Below are 16492 nucleotides of genomic sequence, written 5' to 3' on the forward strand. Positions count from 1 at the left end.
CGTCTTTCGTACGGATAGCGTCGCGTGTTAGCGGCGCAGGCCAAGCTTCTCGATGATCGCTTTATAGCGAGCCTCGTCTTTATTCTTCACATAATCGAGAAGACGGCGGCGCTGGGAAACCATTTTCAGAAGGCCGCGACGCGAATGGTTGTCCTTCTTGTGGCTTTTGAAATGCTCGGTGAGGTTCACAATACGCTCAGTGAGAATAGCGATTTGAACTTCCGGCGAGCCAGTATCGCCCGTACCACGGGCATGTTCAGCGATGAGAGCTTCTTTGCGCTCTTGCGTGATCGACATCGGAGTCTCCTACAGTCTTTAGGCGGCCCGCCTACGGGGCCAGATTAAATACGCGCGAAGGCTGGAACTTTCCCGCTTTCGCATCGCCCAAGGCCACTGCGACCCCATCGCACTCGGCAAGCGCCAAAAAAGTACAGTCCTTGCCGGCCACCTGACGGGGTCGACGCTGTTCTTTCAGCTCTTGCGCTTGACGCGGGAGCAGGACGATTGAGCGTCCTTGCTTCAACTGGAAGGCTTCGTCCTCGGAGACGGCCAGCGCCGGGATGTCGTCCAGCGCGGTCTGAACCGGGAGCAGAGCTTCCGAAGCGGCGTCCTTATGGGCCATTTCTTTCAAGGCGTCCAGTTTTATTGATTCCACCTCGGCATAGGGGCCGACCTGGACTCGCCGCAGGGCCGCAACATGGCCTTCTGTTTGAAGTTCAAAGGCCAGATCACGCGCAAGGGCGCGCACATAGGCGCCCTTCCCGCACTGCATTTCAAATACGGCGAGGTCGTCTTGCGGGCAGTCGAGTAGAACCAGGCGTTCGATGCGCACCATGCGCGGTTCCAGCTCCACGGTCTCTCCGTCCCGCGCCAGATCATAGGCCCGCTCGCCATCCACCTTGATGGCAGAGAAGGCGGGCGGAACCTGTTCAATATCGCCGATGAAACGGTCGAGAACAGCCTCGATCGCGGCACGCTCGGGCAGATTGTCAGACCGGGCCACAATCTTGCCTTCCGTGTCGAGCGTATCGGTGCGCTCGCCCCATTTCACCGTAAACCGGTACAACTTGGTTCCGTCCATGGTGAAGGGCACAGTCTTCGTGGCCTCTCCCAGGGCTATCGGCAAAATCCCGGTTGCCAGAGGATCGAGCGTCCCCGCATGTCCGGCCTTCTTGGCATCAAAAACCCGGCGCACTGCGGAAACAGCCTGTGTGGAGGTCATGTCGAGCGGTTTATCGAGGATGACCCAGCCATGCACGTCCTGGCCCTTGCGACGACGCCCCATTACCAGCTCTCCCCGCCATCCTCGTCATCATCGAGATCCTGCTGCACTTCCGGTCGCGAGAGCAGGGCATCGATATGCGTCGCCGTGTCATACCGGTCATCGCGGTGGAACCGCAGTTCCGGGGTGAATTTCATGTCGATCTGATGTCCCAGGCGTCCACGCAGAAAGCCCGCACACCGGTTGAGACCGGCCGCCAGCCGATCTCCATCACCCTCGCCCATCGGTGCGATATAGACTTTGGCCGAGCGCAGATCCGGACTTGGACGCACTTCGGTGACCGTCACCAATTGGCCTGTCAGATCAGGATCACGGAATTCCTCGCGCGCGATAATGTCGGACAAGGCGTGACGGATGAGTTCGCCCGCGCGCAATTGGCGCTGGGTCGGGCCTTTCGGGCCCTGGTTATGACGACGTGCCATGGAAATCCCTGGTGTTCTGGACACCGTTTAAAATCATCAAGCAGGGTGCCGGCGGAGTTGGACCGCCCGGTACCGGCGAAGCGCGGGCTTTTACGCGACCCGTCGCTCAAACGCAAGACATGTCGATACAGAGAGTTTTCGAATTCTTGATCGAATAGGCACAGAATCAAAAGGATTGAAATCTCTTCCTCCTGTCGGCAAACAGCGGGAATCATGTTTCTGACAGGAGTGTGCATGCCTCGTTTTCTATCCGGCGTTCGTCGTTTCCAGACTGAAATTTTTCCTGAAAAACAAGCCTTGTTCGAGAAACTCGCCACAGGCCAATCACCTGAGGCCTTATTCATCACTTGCTCTGATTCTCGTATTGAAACGGCGATGATCACCCAGACCGATCCAGGCGAACTCTTCATATGTCGCAACGCAGGTAATATCGTTCCACCACACACCAATCATACCGGAGCCATGACTGCTTCGATTGAGTTTGCCGTTGCTGCTCTCAAAGTTCCACACATCGTAGTCTGCGGGCATACGGAATGCGGCGCCATGAAGGGGGCCCTTAATCCAGAGGGCCTTGAAGCCTTGCCTCACATCAAGGAATGGCTGGGCTATTCTCGGGCTGCCGTAGAGGTTGTTCGCCAAGCTGGTGATCTAAGTGAAGACGCACGCATGAAGCTCATGCTCGAACAAAACGTGATCCTGCAACTCCAGCACCTGCGCACTCACCCTGCCGTCGTTGCCGCCGAGGCGCGCGGTGAAGTCGAGTTGCATGGATGGGTGTATGACATCCGTTCAGGCGGCGTCACGGCCTATGATGCTCAAACGAAATCGTTTCTGCCCATCGAAACTCGCTACGCGTCAGAATTGGCTTCCATGGCAACGGATTGCGATCACTCTTGACTGGGACTGCACAGCCGTTACCCGGTTGACGCTCCCAACATGACACAATCAACATGCACTTCACACGCATGTGAGCCCCCAGACCTCGCCAGCCCGCTAGTCTTCTGGACAGACAGATCAGGGGGACAGCATGGGCAAGAGGATAGGATCCAGCCTTTCACACTACCTTGTCGGCGGGCTCGCGGCGTTGGCGATGAGTGGGTCAGGACAGGCGTCAGACCCGATGTCCCCCATCGATATCGCACAACGTTATATTGCCGCCTATGAAGCCCAGGACTTTGACACCATGCGGGCCCTGTATGCGAGCGAGGCACGGTTCATCGATCCGAACTCGTTCGAGATGGATCATCTGACACCGGATATCGACTGGCACGGTCCGGATGAAATCCTGGCAGGCATCGCTTCATGGGGATTGGTTCGCGGACACTATCGTATCGACCGGATGTATGAGGCGTCGGGACGTGTTGTCTTCGATGCCGATATCGATGTGGTCTACGCCACGCCCGAGGGCGAGCAGATCTATCGTTTTCCCATCATCACCATTTTGACAATTGAAAACGGGCTCGTGGTGGAACATCGCGACTATACCGGCTTCAATGAAATGCAGCGTTTGGAGACTGCGCCATGATTACTCTGACAAGCCTCAGCCTGGCACTCGCGCTCTGGCAAACGCCCGTGCAAGCCGACACTGTTTCTCCGGCTGAAGACCTGGCCCGCACCTATATGGACCACTATGCCTCGGTGGACTGGGATGCCATGGAACCCTTCCTAGCCGAGGATGTGGTGTTCTCCGACCCGACAGTGATTGATGACAGCCTGGGGGCGACCGGCCTGCATGAAACCAGCCGGGAGGCCATGATGGCCCTGCTGCGATCCTTCGGGGCCGAGTATAATCCGATCGAGCTGGGCTTTGACTGGCATACCATTTTCGAGAGCAATGGCCGGGTTGTCTTTATGGGCCATGTGAATGCACGCTATCCCACCGAAAATCCCGATCAGCATTTTCTCTGGCGGGCGGAACAGGTCACTGTGATCACGGTCCAGAACGGAGAGATCATCCGCCAGGACGATTTTGCCAATTATGCCGGAGCACAGCAAAGCCTCGTCCCGGCAAACTGATCCTGAAACATTCCTTCGACATGAAAAAGGGCGGCTCAACGAGCCGCCCTGATATCATAACGTTTTGTACGAGGTTCAGGCCTCGAGCTTACGGGCCACTTCGGTGACCTGGAAACACTCGATCTGGTCGCCGACCTGGATGTCCTGGTAGTCGACAAAACCCATGCCGCATTCCGTACCGGCGCGAACTTCAGGCACCTCATCCTTGAAGCGCTTGAGCGTGGACAGCTCGCCTTCGTGGATGACTGTATCGTCGCGCAGCAGACGCACGCCGCAGCCCCGTTTGACAACACCTTCGGTGACACGACACCCGGCCACCTTGCCGACCTTGGTGATGTTGAAGGTTTCCAGGATCTCGGCATAACCGATGAAATCCTCGCGTTTTTCCGGCGCGAGCATGCCTTCCATCGTACCGCGTACATCATCGATCACATCATAGATGACCGAATAATAGCGGATCTCGACCCCTTCTGCCTCAGCCAGATCCCGCGCCTGTTTATTGGCACGCACGTTAAAGGCAAAGATCGGGGCGCCGGACGACTTGGCCAGCAGGACATCGCTTTCATTCACACCGCCCGGAGCCGAGTGGATGACGCGAGCCCGCACTTCATCATTGCCGATTTTCTCCAGCGATTGCTTGATGGCCTCGGCAGAGCCTTGCACATCCGCCTTCACCAGAAGCGGCATCTCCTGAACCTTGTCCTGTTTCAGACGTGCCATCATCTGCTCGAGCGACGCACTCGCACCGCCAGAGACCACACCGGACGCATCGCGCTGCTTGCGCTGACGATACTCCGCGAGCTCACGGGCGCGCGCTTCACTGTCGACAACAGCCAGGACCTCGCCCGGCTCCGGTGCACCGTCGAGACCCAGGATCTCGACCGGCACGGACGGACCGGCATCAGACAATTGCTGACCCCGTTCGTTAACCAGAGCCCGGACCTTGCCCCACTGGGTGCCGGCGACGACGATATCGCCGCGCTTCAGCGTCCCGCGCTGGACAAGAATAGTGGCCACAGGTCCACGACCGCGCTCCACCTGGCTCTCGATCACCATGCCTTCGGCGTCACGGTCCGGATTGGCTTTCAGATCCAGCAATTCCGCCTGGAGCGTGATCGCTTCTGTCAGCTCCTCCAGCCCCATGCGCTTGAGCGCAGAGACATTGACGGATTGGGTCTCACCGGACATCGCTTCGACAACGATTTCGTGTTGCAAAAGGTCTGTGAGCACCTTGTTCGGGTCGCTGTCAGGCTTGTCGCACTTGTTCACCGCCACAATGATCGGCGTCTCTGCCGCCTTGGCGTGATTGATCGCCTCGATCGTCTGCGGCATCACTGAATCGTCAGCGGCCACAACCAGGATCACGATATCCGTTGCCTGGGCCCCGCGCGAGCGCATAGCCGAGAACGCGGCGTGACCAGGTGTATCCAGGAAGGTGATCTTGTCACCCGATTCCAGCTGAACCTGATAAGCACCGATATGCTGGGTAATGCCACCGGCCTCACCTGACACGACATCGGTGGAACGCAGGGCATCCAGCAGGGAGGTCTTGCCGTGGTCCACGTGACCCATCACCGCCACAACCGGCGGGCGGGACACTTTGGCTTCCTCGGCATCATCCTCGGCGATAAAGCCTTCCTCGACATCCGCCTCTGACACGCGTTTGACGATGTGGCCAAACTCCTCGACCACCAGTTCGGCAGTGTCAGCGTCCAGCAGATCGTTCTGGCGCACCATCTGACCCTGCTGCATGAGCATTTTCACCACGTCCACGGCCCGTTCAGCCATGCGGTTGGCGAGGTCAGAAACCGTGATGGCTTCGGGAACCACGACTTCACGCGCCTGTTTGTCGCGACCCTTGCCGGTATCGATCCGGCGCTGTTTCTCACGCTCACGGGCGCGGCGCACGGAGGCCAGCGACCGTTGCCGCTCTTCATCACCGTCCAGAATATTCTGGATGGTCAGCTTACCGCGGCGTGGACGCTCATTCTTGCGTGCTTGCTGTTGTTGCTGCTTGGCGGCGTTCGGATTGGCCGAACCGCCGGCTCCACCCTTGCGCTTGACCCGTCCGCCCATGGCTTCCAGGGCATTTTCAGCAGGATTGGCCGCCGGGGTCGGCGTGTTGTCCCGCGGCTGACGCGGCTTGGACTTGTCAGCCCCACCCGCCGGTGCCTTGGCAGGCTTGGACGACTTGGCCTGGGCCGCCGCTTCCTGTTCGGCTTTCAGGCGCGCTTCTTCGGCAATCCGCGCGGCCTCGGCCTCAGCAGCCTGGCGCTTTTCCTCTTCAACCGCACGTTCAGCGGCGATACGAGCCTCTTCCGCTGCCCGACGCTGGTCTTCAAGTGCCTGTTTTTCAGCAGCCGCACGCTGAACACGCGCTTCTTCTTCCTGCTTTTTCCGGGCGTCACGTTCGGCCGCCTCAGCCCGCGCACGTTGAATGGCCCGCTGACGAGCCAGCAATTCCTGTTCGGACAGGCCCAGCTGGCGCGCCTTAGCGGCCAGGGCACTCTCGCCACCCTTGCCTTTGCCGCCCTGTTTGCCGGCAGGCGCATCCTTGCCCGGCGTGGCGACGCGCTTGCGCTTTTTCTCCACCACAACAGCCTTGGACCGACCGCGCGCAAAGCTTTGCTGCACGGTGCCTGAACCAGACCGTTTCATGGAGATCGGCCGGCGGCCGGAATTGTTATTGTCGTCTGCGTCGCTCATGGCGTCTTTCAACTTCGGCTCTGTTTCACGTCACATCCCGGTCGCCGTTTACCGAAATGCCAGCACTCAATTTCTCGCCCCGGCGCGAAGGCTCGCTAACCTAGCCAGCTCGCGCCCGGATTCAACCGCTCTTGCGATCACGCTTCACCCCGAGACCCTTTTCGAGCCCCCGGGTCCAGCGCCCGAAAGCCCGCGAGCTTCCGGATAACCACGTCAAAGGACCGCGCCTGCGGGCCTTCATCCAGCAGGGCATGGACAACCGGTCCACGTCCCAGCGCCGCGCCAAGCTGTTCCGCCAGGAAACAGCCGGCCACCGGCATATCCTCGTCCCAGACCGAGCGCGTCAGCCCGTCCAGCTTACGCCGACCATCCGCCGCGCCGTCACTTGCCTCGATCCGCCAGGCCGGATGCCCCTTGCGAAGGGCCACCTGGACAGCATCGAAACCCACCGCCAGATCTCCGGCCCGCCGGGCCAGACCCAGCAGGTTGAGCGCCCGCTGTTCCAGCAAGTGCTCAAGACGGTCAGCCAGATCATCCGGTGCCGTCACAGATGTCTTGGCCGCGCGCGAGAACAGACCCTTCTTTAGGGCCAGCTCCACGGCATCGCGGTCCGCCGTGATCCAGATCCCGCGACCTGGCAATTTGGCCGACAGGTCCGGAACCAGATTATCGTCCGGGGCCAGAGCCAGGCGGATCAGCTCCGCCTCGCCCTTGACCTCGCCACTCGCCGCGCATCGGCGCTCCCGATCAGCGGCCATGCAGCGCCCCTAGGCCTGAGCGTCGTCGGCGTCGTCCAGGGATCCCTCGAAATCAATCCCCAGTGCCTCGGCTTCGGCTTCCAGCTGCGCCAGATCCATATCGGCGATATCGATCTCGCCATCCGCTTCAGTATCTTCAGTCTCGGCAGCCTCGTCCTCGGTCTCCACAACCGGGAGATCGTCTTCGGAAATCCAGCCTGCCACGACCCGCGCCCGCATGATCATCATGTCAGCATCCTCGGCCGACAATTCCATGCCCTCGAGAATGCCCGGTTCGCGAACACGTTCGCCGTCGCGCGTTTCGAACCAGCCACGCAGATCATCGCCAACCAGGCCGGCCAGGTCTTCAACCGTACAGACTTCATTCTCGCCGAATTTAACGGCCATGGCGAGATCCACGCCTTCGATTTCCAGAACACCGTCTTCCACACCCAGCTCGACACGCTTGGCGTCCTGCTCGGCGGCGATACGCTCAAGGTAGTCGCGGGCACGGTCCTGGATCTCGGAGGCGGTATCTTCGTCAAAGCCTTCGATGGCGCCAATCTCGGACGGATCAACAAAGGCGATGTCCTCGACATCCGTAAAGCCTTCTGTTGCCAGGAGTTGGGCAATCACCTCGTCAACGTCAAGAGCCGTCATGAAGGACTGGGTCCGCTCGGCGAATTCTTTCTGGCGACGCTCGGACTCTTCCTCTTCGGTGAGGATATCGATCGACCAACCGGTCAGCTGCGACGCCAGACGCACATTCTGTCCACGACGACCGATGGCGAGCGAAAGCTGCTCGTCCGGCACGACTACCTCGATGCGGCGGTCTTCCTCGTCGAGCACCACTTTGGCCACTTCTGCAGGCTGAAGCGCATTGACGATGAAGGTTGCCGGTTCGTCCGACCACGGGATGATGTCGATCTTCTCGCCTGCCAGCTCAGACACCACGGCCTGAACACGGCTGCCGCGCATACCCACACAGGCCCCGACCGGGTCGATGGACCCATCATTGGAGATCACGGCGATCTTGGCACGCGATCCGGGATCACGGGCGACGGAGGGAATTTCGATAATGCCTTCGTAAACTTCGGGCACTTCCTGTGAGAACAGCGCCGCCATGAAGTCCGGATGCGCACGCGACAAGAAAATTTGCGGACCCCGCACTTCCTCACGCACATCATAAATGAAGGCGCGAACACGTTCGCCGTTCTGCAGGTTTTCACGCGGAATTCCGTCAGCCCGGCGGATGATAGCTTCCGCACGACCCAGATCCACGATTACATTGCCATATTCCACACGCTTGACCAGGCCATTGACGATCTCGCCAATGCGATCCTTGTACTCGTCGAACTGGCGGGTCCGCTCAGCTTCGCGAACCTTTTGAGTAATGACCTGTTTGGCCGTTTGAGAGGCTACACGGCCAAATTCGAACGGCGGCAGTTCGTCAGTAAAGACAGTCCCGATCTCGGCGTCCGGATCGATGCGTTGAGCATCCGCCAGGGTCATTTCCTGGTTCTCGTTCTCGACCTCTTCCACCACTGTCATACAGCGGGTCAGCGTCAAGACGCCGGTCTTCGGGTCAATCGAGGCACGGATATCGTTTTCGGCACCATAGCGGGAACGCGCGGCCTTCTGGATCGCCTCTTCAATAGCTTCGAGCACGATCGTTTCCTCGATCGATTTCTCAGCCGCAAGGGCGCGGGCAATCTGCAGCAATTCCAGCCGGTTGGCACTGACACCAATGCTCATCAGGCGCACTCCGCAATCAGCGTATTGGACATTATTCGTCTCCTTCAGACGGCGCGGCGACCGCACCGCGCGCTTTCAAATCCGCCTCAATCAAGGCGTCAGTCAAAACCAGTTTGGCGTCGGCAATCCAGTCAAACGGGATGCCGACGAGATCCTCTTCCCCGTCCATATCGAGCAGGACGGTATCCTCTTCCACACCCGCCAGTGTGCCGCGAAAACGCTTTCGGCCATCAGCAAGCCGATCAAGTTCGATCTTGCTGTCAAAACCCTCCCAGCGGGCGAAATGGGCCAGCGTGGTCAAGGGCCGATCAATACCCGGCGAGGAGATTTCCAGATCATACTCGCCCGAGATGGGCTCGTGAACTTCAAAGACGTCCGACAGCCCGCGAGACAGCTTGGCGCAGTCATCCACATCCATGCCGCCATCGAGGCGTTCAGCCATGAACTGGACCCGGGCACGTTTGCCACTCATCACACGAACGCGCACAATCTCCATATCGAGATCGGCAGCTACCGGCTCTGCGAGAGCCAGGAGTTTGTCGTCCTGTGGCGTCTTCGTCTTCAACACTCGTCTCCATCCAGCCGAGCCGGATTAGGCAATAAAAAAAGCGGCCGCCGACGCGACCGCTCGACTGCATCATCCGATGCGATCGAACATGTTGGGGGCCTTATACGCCTCGGCAACCGGTTTGGCAAGATGGTGTCTGAACGAGCGGATCAGACCCGCACAAAATCCATGAAAACCGGGGCGCAATCCCCCAGATTCTTGGCCTCATACCGCGTGCGAATATGATCGGCCGGAGCAATCCGCCAGTCATCCGCCATCGCAGCTTGCCAGACGAACCGCTCATCGTCATGCATCTGCATCATGACATGATCAGCATAGGCTTTGACATCCGTGGCAATGCGCAGTTGACCGCCCGGTTTAAGAAGACGCGCAAAATGGTCCCGCGTGATGGCCTGGACGAACCGACGCTTGGCGTGGCGCTTTTTCGGCCAGGGATCCGGGAAAAGCAGAAAGATCCGGTCGAGACTCCCATCGCGGAAACGCGGCAAGGTATCGCGGGCATCACCGCGGTGCAGCCGCACATTGCCCAATTCCATTTCCTCGACCTGGGTGACCGCCTTGGCAAACCCGTTGAGGAAGGGCTCGATGCCGATATAGCCGAAATCGGGATTGCGATCGGCCTGGCCCGCCAAGTGCTCGCCCCCGCCGAAACCAATCTCCAGAATGTGTGATCGTGCATCCGGCAAAAGCGCGACCGGATCGATCTGTCCGGCATCGGGAAGGTCGATGTCCGGAAGAATGCGATCGATCAAGGCCTGCTGACGCGGGGAAAGAGGTTTGCCAACAGAGCGCCCATACAGGCGATAGCCAGGATTGCGCGGCATGTCCTCGGCGCCGTTGGTGTCTGCATCGGCGGGGCTAATGGACGGATCGGAATTATCAGTGCGGTCAATCATGGCGCCGCTTTACCCGATCCGTCCGGAAATTTCACGCCCCGCCGTGCACGTGTTTCAGACCAAGCCTGATAACTCAGGCATCGATCGTCCCGGGTGCGACCGTCGCGGCGCTGGCCGCGTCCGCCTCATCAGCCAGGGTGCGTACCAGTTCGAGGATACGCCGCCGAACCGCGGCCTGCTGGATCCGTGAAAAAGCCTGCGCCAGGGCAACTCCATCCGAGCTCTGGATGAAATCATACACGATGGGAGTCTGGTCATTTTCTGCCAGACCCGGTGCAGAGGGCATATCGCCCATCCCCTCGAAGAAGAACTGGACCGGTACATCGAGAACCCGCGCGAGACGATACAGACGGCTCGCACCGACACGATTGGACCCGCGCTCATATTTCTGGACTTGCTGGAATGTCACTCCAAGCTCGTCACCGAGCTTTTCCTGACTCATCTTCAATAACTGGCGACGGAGCCGGATCCTTGAACCGACGTGGACATCAATTGGATTGGGGCCACGCGGGCTGGTTTTGGGCATCATGCTACCTTGCTTTCTCCCCCATCAGAGAAGTGACGATCTCGTCCCCGGTGCCAATTTCATAACACAACCGGGTGTAAAAATCACAATCACAAATCGTTCAGGTTAGAATTACGCGTCTTTGCGCGCGCGAGCGGCACGCCATCGACCGCCGATGCGGCCTGCCATATAGCCGTAGACCAATACGAGGATGAGAAAAAACACACCCTCGCCCAAGCGTTGATAAAGCGTTATCGGCAAGGCGACCGGCAGGTCCGCATCCAGCACGCCTTCCGTGCCTGCGGCCGCCTGGACCGGCATGCGGCCATATGGATCGACAATACCGGAAATACCACGCGTGGCCGAACGTGCGATGGGCAGACCGGACTCGATCGCCCGATAACGCACCTGGTTCATATGCTGGTCAGGGCCAGCATTATCGCCGAACCAAGCGTCATTGGAGAGGTTAAACACCCAGTCCGGACGCGTTTCCACGCTGCGCAGAAACTCCGGAAAAATCGCTTCATAACAGATCAGTGGGACCACTGAGGGCGAGCCTTCCAGATACAACCGTCTCGGACCCGGTCCGGGCGTGAAACTATAGCGCGCGAAATCAGCAAACCCGATCGCGGACATCAGGTCCGTCAAGGGCAGCACTTCGCCGAAAGGCACAAGTCTCGCTTTCACATAATAGGCTTCAAGACGCGGTTGATCGGCCGGAAAATCCACCACGGCCATGGCATTGTGTAATTCCTCGGTCTGGTCCGGCATCACCGAGCGACCGAAAATACCGCTCATCAAATACTGGTCCGGGCTCATCATCTCGCCCAACTGCCGCATCGTCCGGGCATCCTCGAGCATGTAATAAGGCAAGGCGCCTTCCGGCCAGAGGATATGTGTAACCTCATCCAGTCCCGGACGGGCGCTCAAGGCCATATATCGATCCCGCACCTCATATTCACCCTGCGGGGCCCATTTTTCCGCCTGGGTGATCGCCGTGTGCACAATACGAAGCCGGACATCATCATGGAGCGCATCCGATGCCTGGGCGAGGCGCACGGCCCCGGCCCCATAAAGGCTGGCCCCCAAAACAAGAGCGCCTGCTACGGGCAGAAACCCGCGCCAATGACCTGTCCGGCTGACCGCCACCGCCGGGGAGACCAACAAAAAGATCGTCACCCAGGACAAGCCATATATCCCGATCCACGCCGCGGATTGGCTAATCTCGCCCCCTGCAGGCCAGGCATAACCCGGCAGGTTCCAGGGCAGGCCCGACAGCACATGGCCGCGAAGCCATTCGAACAGCGCCAGGTTGGACGCAAACAGCAAGACCCGCCAGGGCGAGCGATAGGTAAACAGGCGAAAGGCCAGCATCGCGCCGCCCCAGAAGAAGGCCAGGAGCGCCGCAAATCCGGGAACCGCCAACGGGATAAGGGGAATAAACTCTGGTCCGCGACTGATGAACGCGAAGGCGATCCAGAACGTACCCGCCATGAAATAGCCCATGCCAAACGCAAAACCGCGCACAAAGGCTGACAGATGTGGGCGACGCCCCGGTCGGTCACCATCCACCATCCAGAAGAGGATGATCAGCCCCAGTGCGAGAGCCGGCCAGAGATGCAGCGGTGGCATAGACAGGGCAGAAACCGCACCACTGCCCCACAAGACAGACCAGGCTTTCCAGCCACGCAATCGCGCCAGACCTGCACGTAGACGCCAGGGCGCCCAGGCTGACAGGTCCGGCCGGGTCACGCGCTGTCAGGTTCCGAGGTTTCACGCGGTGCTACAACGCGCAGACGCTTGATCCGGCGCGCATCGGCTTCAAGCACTTCAAACTCATAGCCGGATGGATGGATGATCACTTCGCCGCGCTCCGGCACACGCCCGACCAGGGTAAAGACCAGCCCGCCCAGGCTATCCACATCCTCTTCCTCGTCTGGTGTAGCGATCTCCTCGCCGACCACGGCTTCGAAATCGACAATATCCGCCCGGGCATCCGCGACCCAAACGCCGGATCCACGCGTTTTGATGGCCGGCGTTTCACCGACATCGTGTTCATCCTCAATATCGCCCACGATCGGCTCGATCAGATCTTCAAGCGTGACTAGACCATCGGTGCCGCCATACTCATCCACAACAAGCGCCATGTGCATGCGGCGCCCCTGCATGCGACGCAAAAGTTCAGTCGCACGCATGGACGGCGGGGCGAACAGGAGTGGACGGCTGATGTCCTCGAGAATTTCCTTGCGCGACCAGCCCGGTTCGCGCGTGCCATCTTCGGACGGGCGGAGTTCACCGATCACGTCCTTGATGTGGACCACACCGATCGGGTCATCCAGTGTATCGCGATAGACCGGCAGCCGCGAATGTGCGGCATCGGAAAAAACCGACGCCAACTCACCCAAAGGTGTGGTCATCTCGACGCCCGTGATCTCGGCGCGCGGGACCATAACATCCGCCACGCGCAGGTTTTCCAGGGCATCCGCCATGATACGTTGCTGCGCGGACGGGCTGGCGGGTGGATGTGATTCCGTAGGCGCAGACGCCCCGTTCAACACGCGCCGCCACCAAGACGGCTTTACAGGTGATCCTTCACTCATACTCATCAGGGCTGCTCCCCGGAGGCCGGTGCGTCCGTCAACATGGCATCCGCGTCGGGCACCCTGTAGGGATTGGCAACACCCAGTCGGGCCAACGCCCGGATTTCAATCGCTTCCATCAGCTCCGCATCCTCATCGGTGAGGTGATCATACCCCTGAAGATGCAAAAATCCGTGAATGACAAGGTGTTGTATGTGATCAATCAGCGAAATGCCCCGTTCGCGGGCTTCGCGCTCCATGACGCCATAGGCGAGCGCAATATCACCCAGATGGTTTTCGATCTCGGCCTGAGCCGGGAAGGAGAGAACATTGGTCGGCCCCGTTCGGTCGCGGAAGCGCTGGTTGAGATCAGCAATCATATTGTCATCGGCCAGGAGAATAGCGGTCACACCTGGACGCAATTCCACATCGACCAATTCCTTGGAAACAGCCTTGAAGGCTTTCTCAATCAAGCCATTCAGCGAATCTATCGCTGACCAGGCCTCGTCTTCGACGATCAGATCGATGGCGTTCATCGCGTATCGCGTGGGCCCGTTTGACGGGCATCCTCCTCGTAGGCCGCCACAATGCGGGCAACCAGATCATGCCGGACAACGTCCTCCCGGGCAAACCGGGTAATCGACACACCACGCGTATTCGACAGGATTTGCAAGGCGTGTGGCAAGCCAGACGGGTCTCTGGGGTGCAAATCACACTGCGTCGGGTCACCCGTAACCGCCATGCGCGAGCCTTCACCCAGACGGGTCAGAACCATCTGCATCTGGGCGCGCGAGGTATTTTGCGCTTCATCCACTATTATGAAGGCGCGGTTCAGCGTGCGACCGCGCATGAACGCAATAGGTGCGACTTCAATCCGGCCATCCTCGCGCATTTTTTCCAGCTGGGACCGCCCCATCGTATCAGCCAAGGCATCCCAGACCGGCAGAAGATAAGGATCCACTTTCTCGGTGAGGTCACCCGGCAGAAAGCCCAGCTTTTCTCCCGCCTCGACGGCCGGCCGGGTGATGATCAGCTTCTCGACCTCCCGCCGGACCAGGAGCGAGGCGCCATAAGCCACAGCCAGCAGGGTCTTGCCGGTTCCAGCCGGTCCCACGCCAAAGATCAGGTCATACTGGCCCGCATCTTTGAGTGCGCGCACATATTCGCGTTGACGCGGTGTGCGGGGGATCAAGGACGAGCCGCGCGGAACACGGATGACATCACCCTCATCACCGGTATCAGGGGCATCACGCAGCCGCAGGACGGATTGCACCATTGCTTCGTCACAGGTCAGCCCATGTTCCAGACGATCATAGAGCGTCTGAACCACATGACGGGCTTCCTGCCGGGCCTCCGGCATGTCGGCGGTGATGATGATCTGTCCCCGCCCGGGGGCTGACAATCGCACATCCAGCGCCTGTTCCAGAATCATCAAGAACCGGTCTTCCGGCCCGGCGAGGCCGCGAACACGGTCAGAATCCTCGAAATGCAGGGTCTCGGCGACCTGGCGTTTAGGCTTTGCAGAGCGGGAACGGCTGGCTGGTTTACTCACGCGGCATCCTGTTCGGGATTGACCAGTCGGCCGGAAAGCGCATTCCGGCTGGCCGTCTCGATCACCACCTCGCCGATCTGGCCGATCAGGTGTTCGGGGCCCTCGACGTGGACCGATTGCAGATAGGGCGAACGTCCGTGCAATTGCCCCGGCAAACGCCCGGATTTCTCAAACAATACCGGCAGGGTCTTGCCGATCTGACCTTCATTGAAAGCAATCTGTTGCTGGGTCAGCACATCCTGCAGCACGGCCAGGCGTTCAGACTTCACGCTCTCATCGATCTGGTTGAACATCGCTGCACCCGGTGTGCCCGGTCGACGCGAGTATTTGAACGAGAAGCACGAGGCGTAGTTCACCTGGCGCACCAGATCGAGGGTGGCTTCAAAATCCTCGTCCGTTTCCCCCGGGAAGCCCACGATCATATCGCCGGAAATGGCAATATCCGGCCGGGCCGCCCGCAGGCGCTCAATGATCGCGACATACTCATCGGCCGTATGTTGACGGTTCATCGCCTTGAGGATCTTGTCGGACCCCGCCTGCACAGGCAGGTGGAAATACGGCATCAGTTTGGGCGTGTCGGCGAAGGCCTGGATGAGATCCTCATCCATGTCGCGCGGATGGCTGGTGGTAAAGCGGATGCGTTCAATCCCGCCGATCAGAGCCAGGTGCCGCACCAGTTGGCCAAGCCCCCAGGTGCCCTCAGCCTCACGACCCGCCGGGGCCTCACCATGATAGGCATTCACATTCTGACCGAGCAGCGTGACCTCTCGCACACCCTGGGCGGCCAGCGCACGCACTTCCGCGACGATCTGATCCACCGGGCGGGACCATTCCGCACCGCGCGTATAAGGCACGACACAGAACGTGCAGAACTTGTCGCACCCCTCCTGCACAGTGACAAATGCCGTGTATCCATCGACTTGGCGGTCATTGCCCAGCCGGTCAAACTTGTCCTCGACTTCAAACTCGGTGTCGAGCGCCTCGCCGCGTTCACGATGAGCGTGGGCGATCAGCTCGGGAAGCTTGTGATAGGTTTGCGGCCCGACCACAAGGTCCACCACTGGCGCGCGCTTCATGATCTCCGCGCCTTCGGCCTGGGCCACGCAGCCCGCCACGGCAATAGTCATGCCGCCCTCATCGGCTTTCGCCTCTTTGAGAGGGCGCAGGCGACCGAGCTCGGAATAGACTTTTTCCGCCGCTTTTTCACGAATATGGCAAGTGTTGAGGATCACCAGATCCGCATGATCGGGCTCTTCCGCCGGCTCATAGCCCAGCGGGGTGAGCACATCGCGCATGCGCTCGCTGTCATAGACATTCATCTGACAGCCATAGGTTTTGATATAGAGGCGTTTACGCGTCTTGGTCATAGATCGGCCAGCTCATTTCCTGCACTTCCCCAACCATATAGGCAGCCATCCGGCATTTGGGGAGCGGGGGGTTATGCTCGAAAACCCCCATTCGCGCAAGAGCAGCA

17 protein-coding genes are annotated in these 16492 nt (G+C 59.7%); 3 read left to right on the top strand and 14 right to left on the bottom strand.

What is annotated here, in order from left to right; translation table 11 throughout:
- Positions 1–27 precede the first annotated feature (27 nt).
- From rpsO to rbfA, 3 genes are read right to left on the bottom strand one after another with little or no spacing between them, the layout of a single operon-like run.
- A complete protein-coding gene (gene rpsO, locus RMQ97_RS00550; RefSeq protein WP_413658874.1) occupies positions 28–297 on the bottom strand; it encodes a 30S ribosomal protein S15 in 270 nt (89 codons plus the stop codon).
- A gap of 31 nt (positions 298–328) precedes the next feature.
- Positions 329–1285: a tRNA pseudouridine(55) synthase TruB gene (gene truB, locus RMQ97_RS00555; protein WP_413658875.1), complete on the bottom strand. Its 957-nt coding sequence runs from the start codon at positions 1283–1285 to the stop codon at positions 329–331.
- Complete coding sequence (gene rbfA / locus RMQ97_RS00560; RefSeq protein WP_413658876.1) at positions 1285–1704, bottom strand: 30S ribosome-binding factor RbfA; 420 nt, start codon at positions 1702–1704, stop codon at positions 1285–1287. The genes truB and rbfA overlap by 1 nt, the downstream gene beginning before the upstream one ends.
- A 234-nt stretch (positions 1705–1938) precedes the next feature.
- On the opposite strand from rbfA, the gene RMQ97_RS00565 reads away from it, so the two are divergent.
- The 3 genes from RMQ97_RS00565 (at position 1939) to RMQ97_RS00575 (ending at position 3720) form a co-directional block, all read left to right on the top strand.
- Positions 1939–2601, top strand: coding sequence for a carbonic anhydrase (locus tag RMQ97_RS00565; RefSeq protein WP_413658877.1), 663 nt, complete (start codon positions 1939–1941; stop codon positions 2599–2601).
- 130 nt (positions 2602–2731) lie between these two features.
- Entirely contained in the window at positions 2732–3229 is a 498-nt protein-coding gene (locus RMQ97_RS00570; protein WP_413658878.1) for a nuclear transport factor 2 family protein, read from the top strand.
- Positions 3226–3720, top strand: a complete 495-nt coding sequence (locus RMQ97_RS00575) for a nuclear transport factor 2 family protein (RefSeq protein WP_413658879.1) — start codon at positions 3226–3228, stop codon at positions 3718–3720. The genes RMQ97_RS00570 and RMQ97_RS00575 overlap by 4 nt, the downstream gene beginning before the upstream one ends.
- A gap of 75 nt (positions 3721–3795) precedes the next feature.
- Here the strand turns inward: RMQ97_RS00575 and infB are convergent, their stop codons facing one another.
- The 11 genes from infB to miaB all read right to left on the bottom strand — a co-directional run bounded on the left by infB (position 3796) and on the right by miaB (position 16385).
- A complete protein-coding gene (gene infB, locus RMQ97_RS00580) occupies positions 3796–6426 on the bottom strand; it encodes a translation initiation factor IF-2 (RefSeq protein WP_413658880.1) in 2631 nt (876 codons plus the stop codon).
- Between the two features lie 137 nt (positions 6427–6563).
- Complete coding sequence (locus tag RMQ97_RS00585) at positions 6564–7184, bottom strand: RNA-binding protein (RefSeq protein WP_413658881.1); 621 nt, start codon at positions 7182–7184, stop codon at positions 6564–6566.
- A gap of 9 nt (positions 7185–7193) precedes the next feature.
- The gene (gene nusA, locus RMQ97_RS00590; RefSeq protein WP_413658882.1) at positions 7194–8918 is read right to left on the bottom strand and encodes a transcription termination factor NusA; all 1725 of its coding nucleotides are present in this window, start codon (positions 8916–8918) and stop codon (positions 7194–7196) included.
- A 31-nt stretch (positions 8919–8949) separates the two neighbouring features.
- Positions 8950–9486, bottom strand: coding sequence for a ribosome maturation factor RimP (gene rimP / locus RMQ97_RS00595; protein WP_413658883.1), 537 nt, complete (start codon positions 9484–9486; stop codon positions 8950–8952).
- Positions 9487–9635: 149 nt separating this feature from the next.
- Positions 9636–10310 (bottom strand): tRNA (guanosine(46)-N7)-methyltransferase TrmB, encoded by a 675-nt coding sequence (trmB, locus tag RMQ97_RS00600; protein WP_413659564.1) that lies wholly within the window; start codon positions 10308–10310, stop codon positions 9636–9638.
- Positions 10311–10455: 145 nt separating this feature from the next.
- Positions 10456–10908, bottom strand: a complete 453-nt coding sequence (locus tag RMQ97_RS00605; RefSeq protein ID WP_413659565.1) for a helix-turn-helix domain-containing protein — start codon at positions 10906–10908, stop codon at positions 10456–10458.
- A 111-nt stretch (positions 10909–11019) separates the two neighbouring features.
- The gene (gene lnt / locus RMQ97_RS00610; protein WP_413658884.1) at positions 11020–12639 is read right to left on the bottom strand and encodes an apolipoprotein N-acyltransferase; all 1620 of its coding nucleotides are present in this window, start codon (positions 12637–12639) and stop codon (positions 11020–11022) included.
- Positions 12636–13493: a hemolysin family protein gene (locus RMQ97_RS00615; RefSeq protein WP_413658885.1), complete on the bottom strand. Its 858-nt coding sequence runs from the start codon at positions 13491–13493 to the stop codon at positions 12636–12638. Before RMQ97_RS00615 ends, lnt begins: the two co-directional genes overlap by 4 nt.
- Positions 13493–14002: an rRNA maturation RNase YbeY gene (gene ybeY / locus RMQ97_RS00620; RefSeq protein ID WP_413658886.1), complete on the bottom strand. Its 510-nt coding sequence runs from the start codon at positions 14000–14002 to the stop codon at positions 13493–13495. Before ybeY ends, RMQ97_RS00615 begins: the two co-directional genes overlap by 1 nt.
- Positions 13999–14898 carry a PhoH family protein gene (locus tag RMQ97_RS00625; RefSeq protein WP_413659566.1) on the bottom strand — a complete coding sequence of 300 codons (900 nt, stop codon included), beginning with the start codon at positions 14896–14898 and terminating at the stop codon, positions 13999–14001. The genes ybeY and RMQ97_RS00625 overlap by 4 nt, the downstream gene beginning before the upstream one ends.
- A gap of 116 nt (positions 14899–15014) precedes the next feature.
- Positions 15015–16385 carry a tRNA (N6-isopentenyl adenosine(37)-C2)-methylthiotransferase MiaB gene (gene miaB, locus RMQ97_RS00630; protein WP_413658887.1) on the bottom strand — a complete coding sequence of 457 codons (1371 nt, stop codon included), beginning with the start codon at positions 16383–16385 and terminating at the stop codon, positions 15015–15017.
- Positions 16386–16492 lie beyond the last annotated feature (107 nt).

Origin of the sequence: Maricaulis sp. D1M11 (genome assembly GCF_047308265.1) — a bacterium.
Taxonomy (GTDB): domain Bacteria; phylum Pseudomonadota; class Alphaproteobacteria; order Caulobacterales; family Maricaulaceae; genus Maricaulis.

Coding starts and splice junctions, on each gene's coding strand:
- rbfA (WP_413658876.1), bottom strand. CDS start 1,704: ATGGCACGTCGTCATAACCAGGGCCCGAAAGGCCCGACCCAGCGCCAA.
- truB (WP_413658875.1), bottom strand. CDS start 1,285: ATGGGGCGTCGTCGCAAGGGCCAGGACGTGCATGGCTGGGTCATCCTC.
- RMQ97_RS00570 (WP_413658878.1), top strand. CDS start 2,732: ATGGGCAAGAGGATAGGATCCAGCCTTTCACACTACCTTGTCGGCGGG.
- rpsO (WP_413658874.1), bottom strand. CDS start 297: ATGTCGATCACGCAAGAGCGCAAAGAAGCTCTCATCGCTGAACATGCC.
- infB (WP_413658880.1), bottom strand. CDS start 6,426: ATGAGCGACGCAGACGACAATAACAATTCCGGCCGCCGGCCGATCTCC.
- RMQ97_RS00615 (WP_413658885.1), bottom strand. CDS start 13,493: ATGAGTATGAGTGAAGGATCACCTGTAAAGCCGTCTTGGTGGCGGCGC.
- nusA (WP_413658882.1), bottom strand. CDS start 8,918: ATGAGCATTGGTGTCAGTGCCAACCGGCTGGAATTGCTGCAGATTGCC.
- miaB (WP_413658887.1), bottom strand. CDS start 16,385: ATGACCAAGACGCGTAAACGCCTCTATATCAAAACCTATGGCTGTCAG.
- ybeY (WP_413658886.1), bottom strand. CDS start 14,002: ATGAACGCCATCGATCTGATCGTCGAAGACGAGGCCTGGTCAGCGATA.
- RMQ97_RS00585 (WP_413658881.1), bottom strand. CDS start 7,184: ATGGCCGCTGATCGGGAGCGCCGATGCGCGGCGAGTGGCGAGGTCAAG.
- RMQ97_RS00605 (WP_413659565.1), bottom strand. CDS start 10,908: ATGCCCAAAACCAGCCCGCGTGGCCCCAATCCAATTGATGTCCACGTC.
- RMQ97_RS00565 (WP_413658877.1), top strand. CDS start 1,939: ATGCCTCGTTTTCTATCCGGCGTTCGTCGTTTCCAGACTGAAATTTTT.
- RMQ97_RS00575 (WP_413658879.1), top strand. CDS start 3,226: ATGATTACTCTGACAAGCCTCAGCCTGGCACTCGCGCTCTGGCAAACG.
- RMQ97_RS00625 (WP_413659566.1), bottom strand. CDS start 14,898: ATGATTCTGGAACAGGCGCTGGATGTGCGATTGTCAGCCCCCGGGCGG.
- trmB (WP_413659564.1), bottom strand. CDS start 10,310: ATGCCGCGCAATCCTGGCTATCGCCTGTATGGGCGCTCTGTTGGCAAA.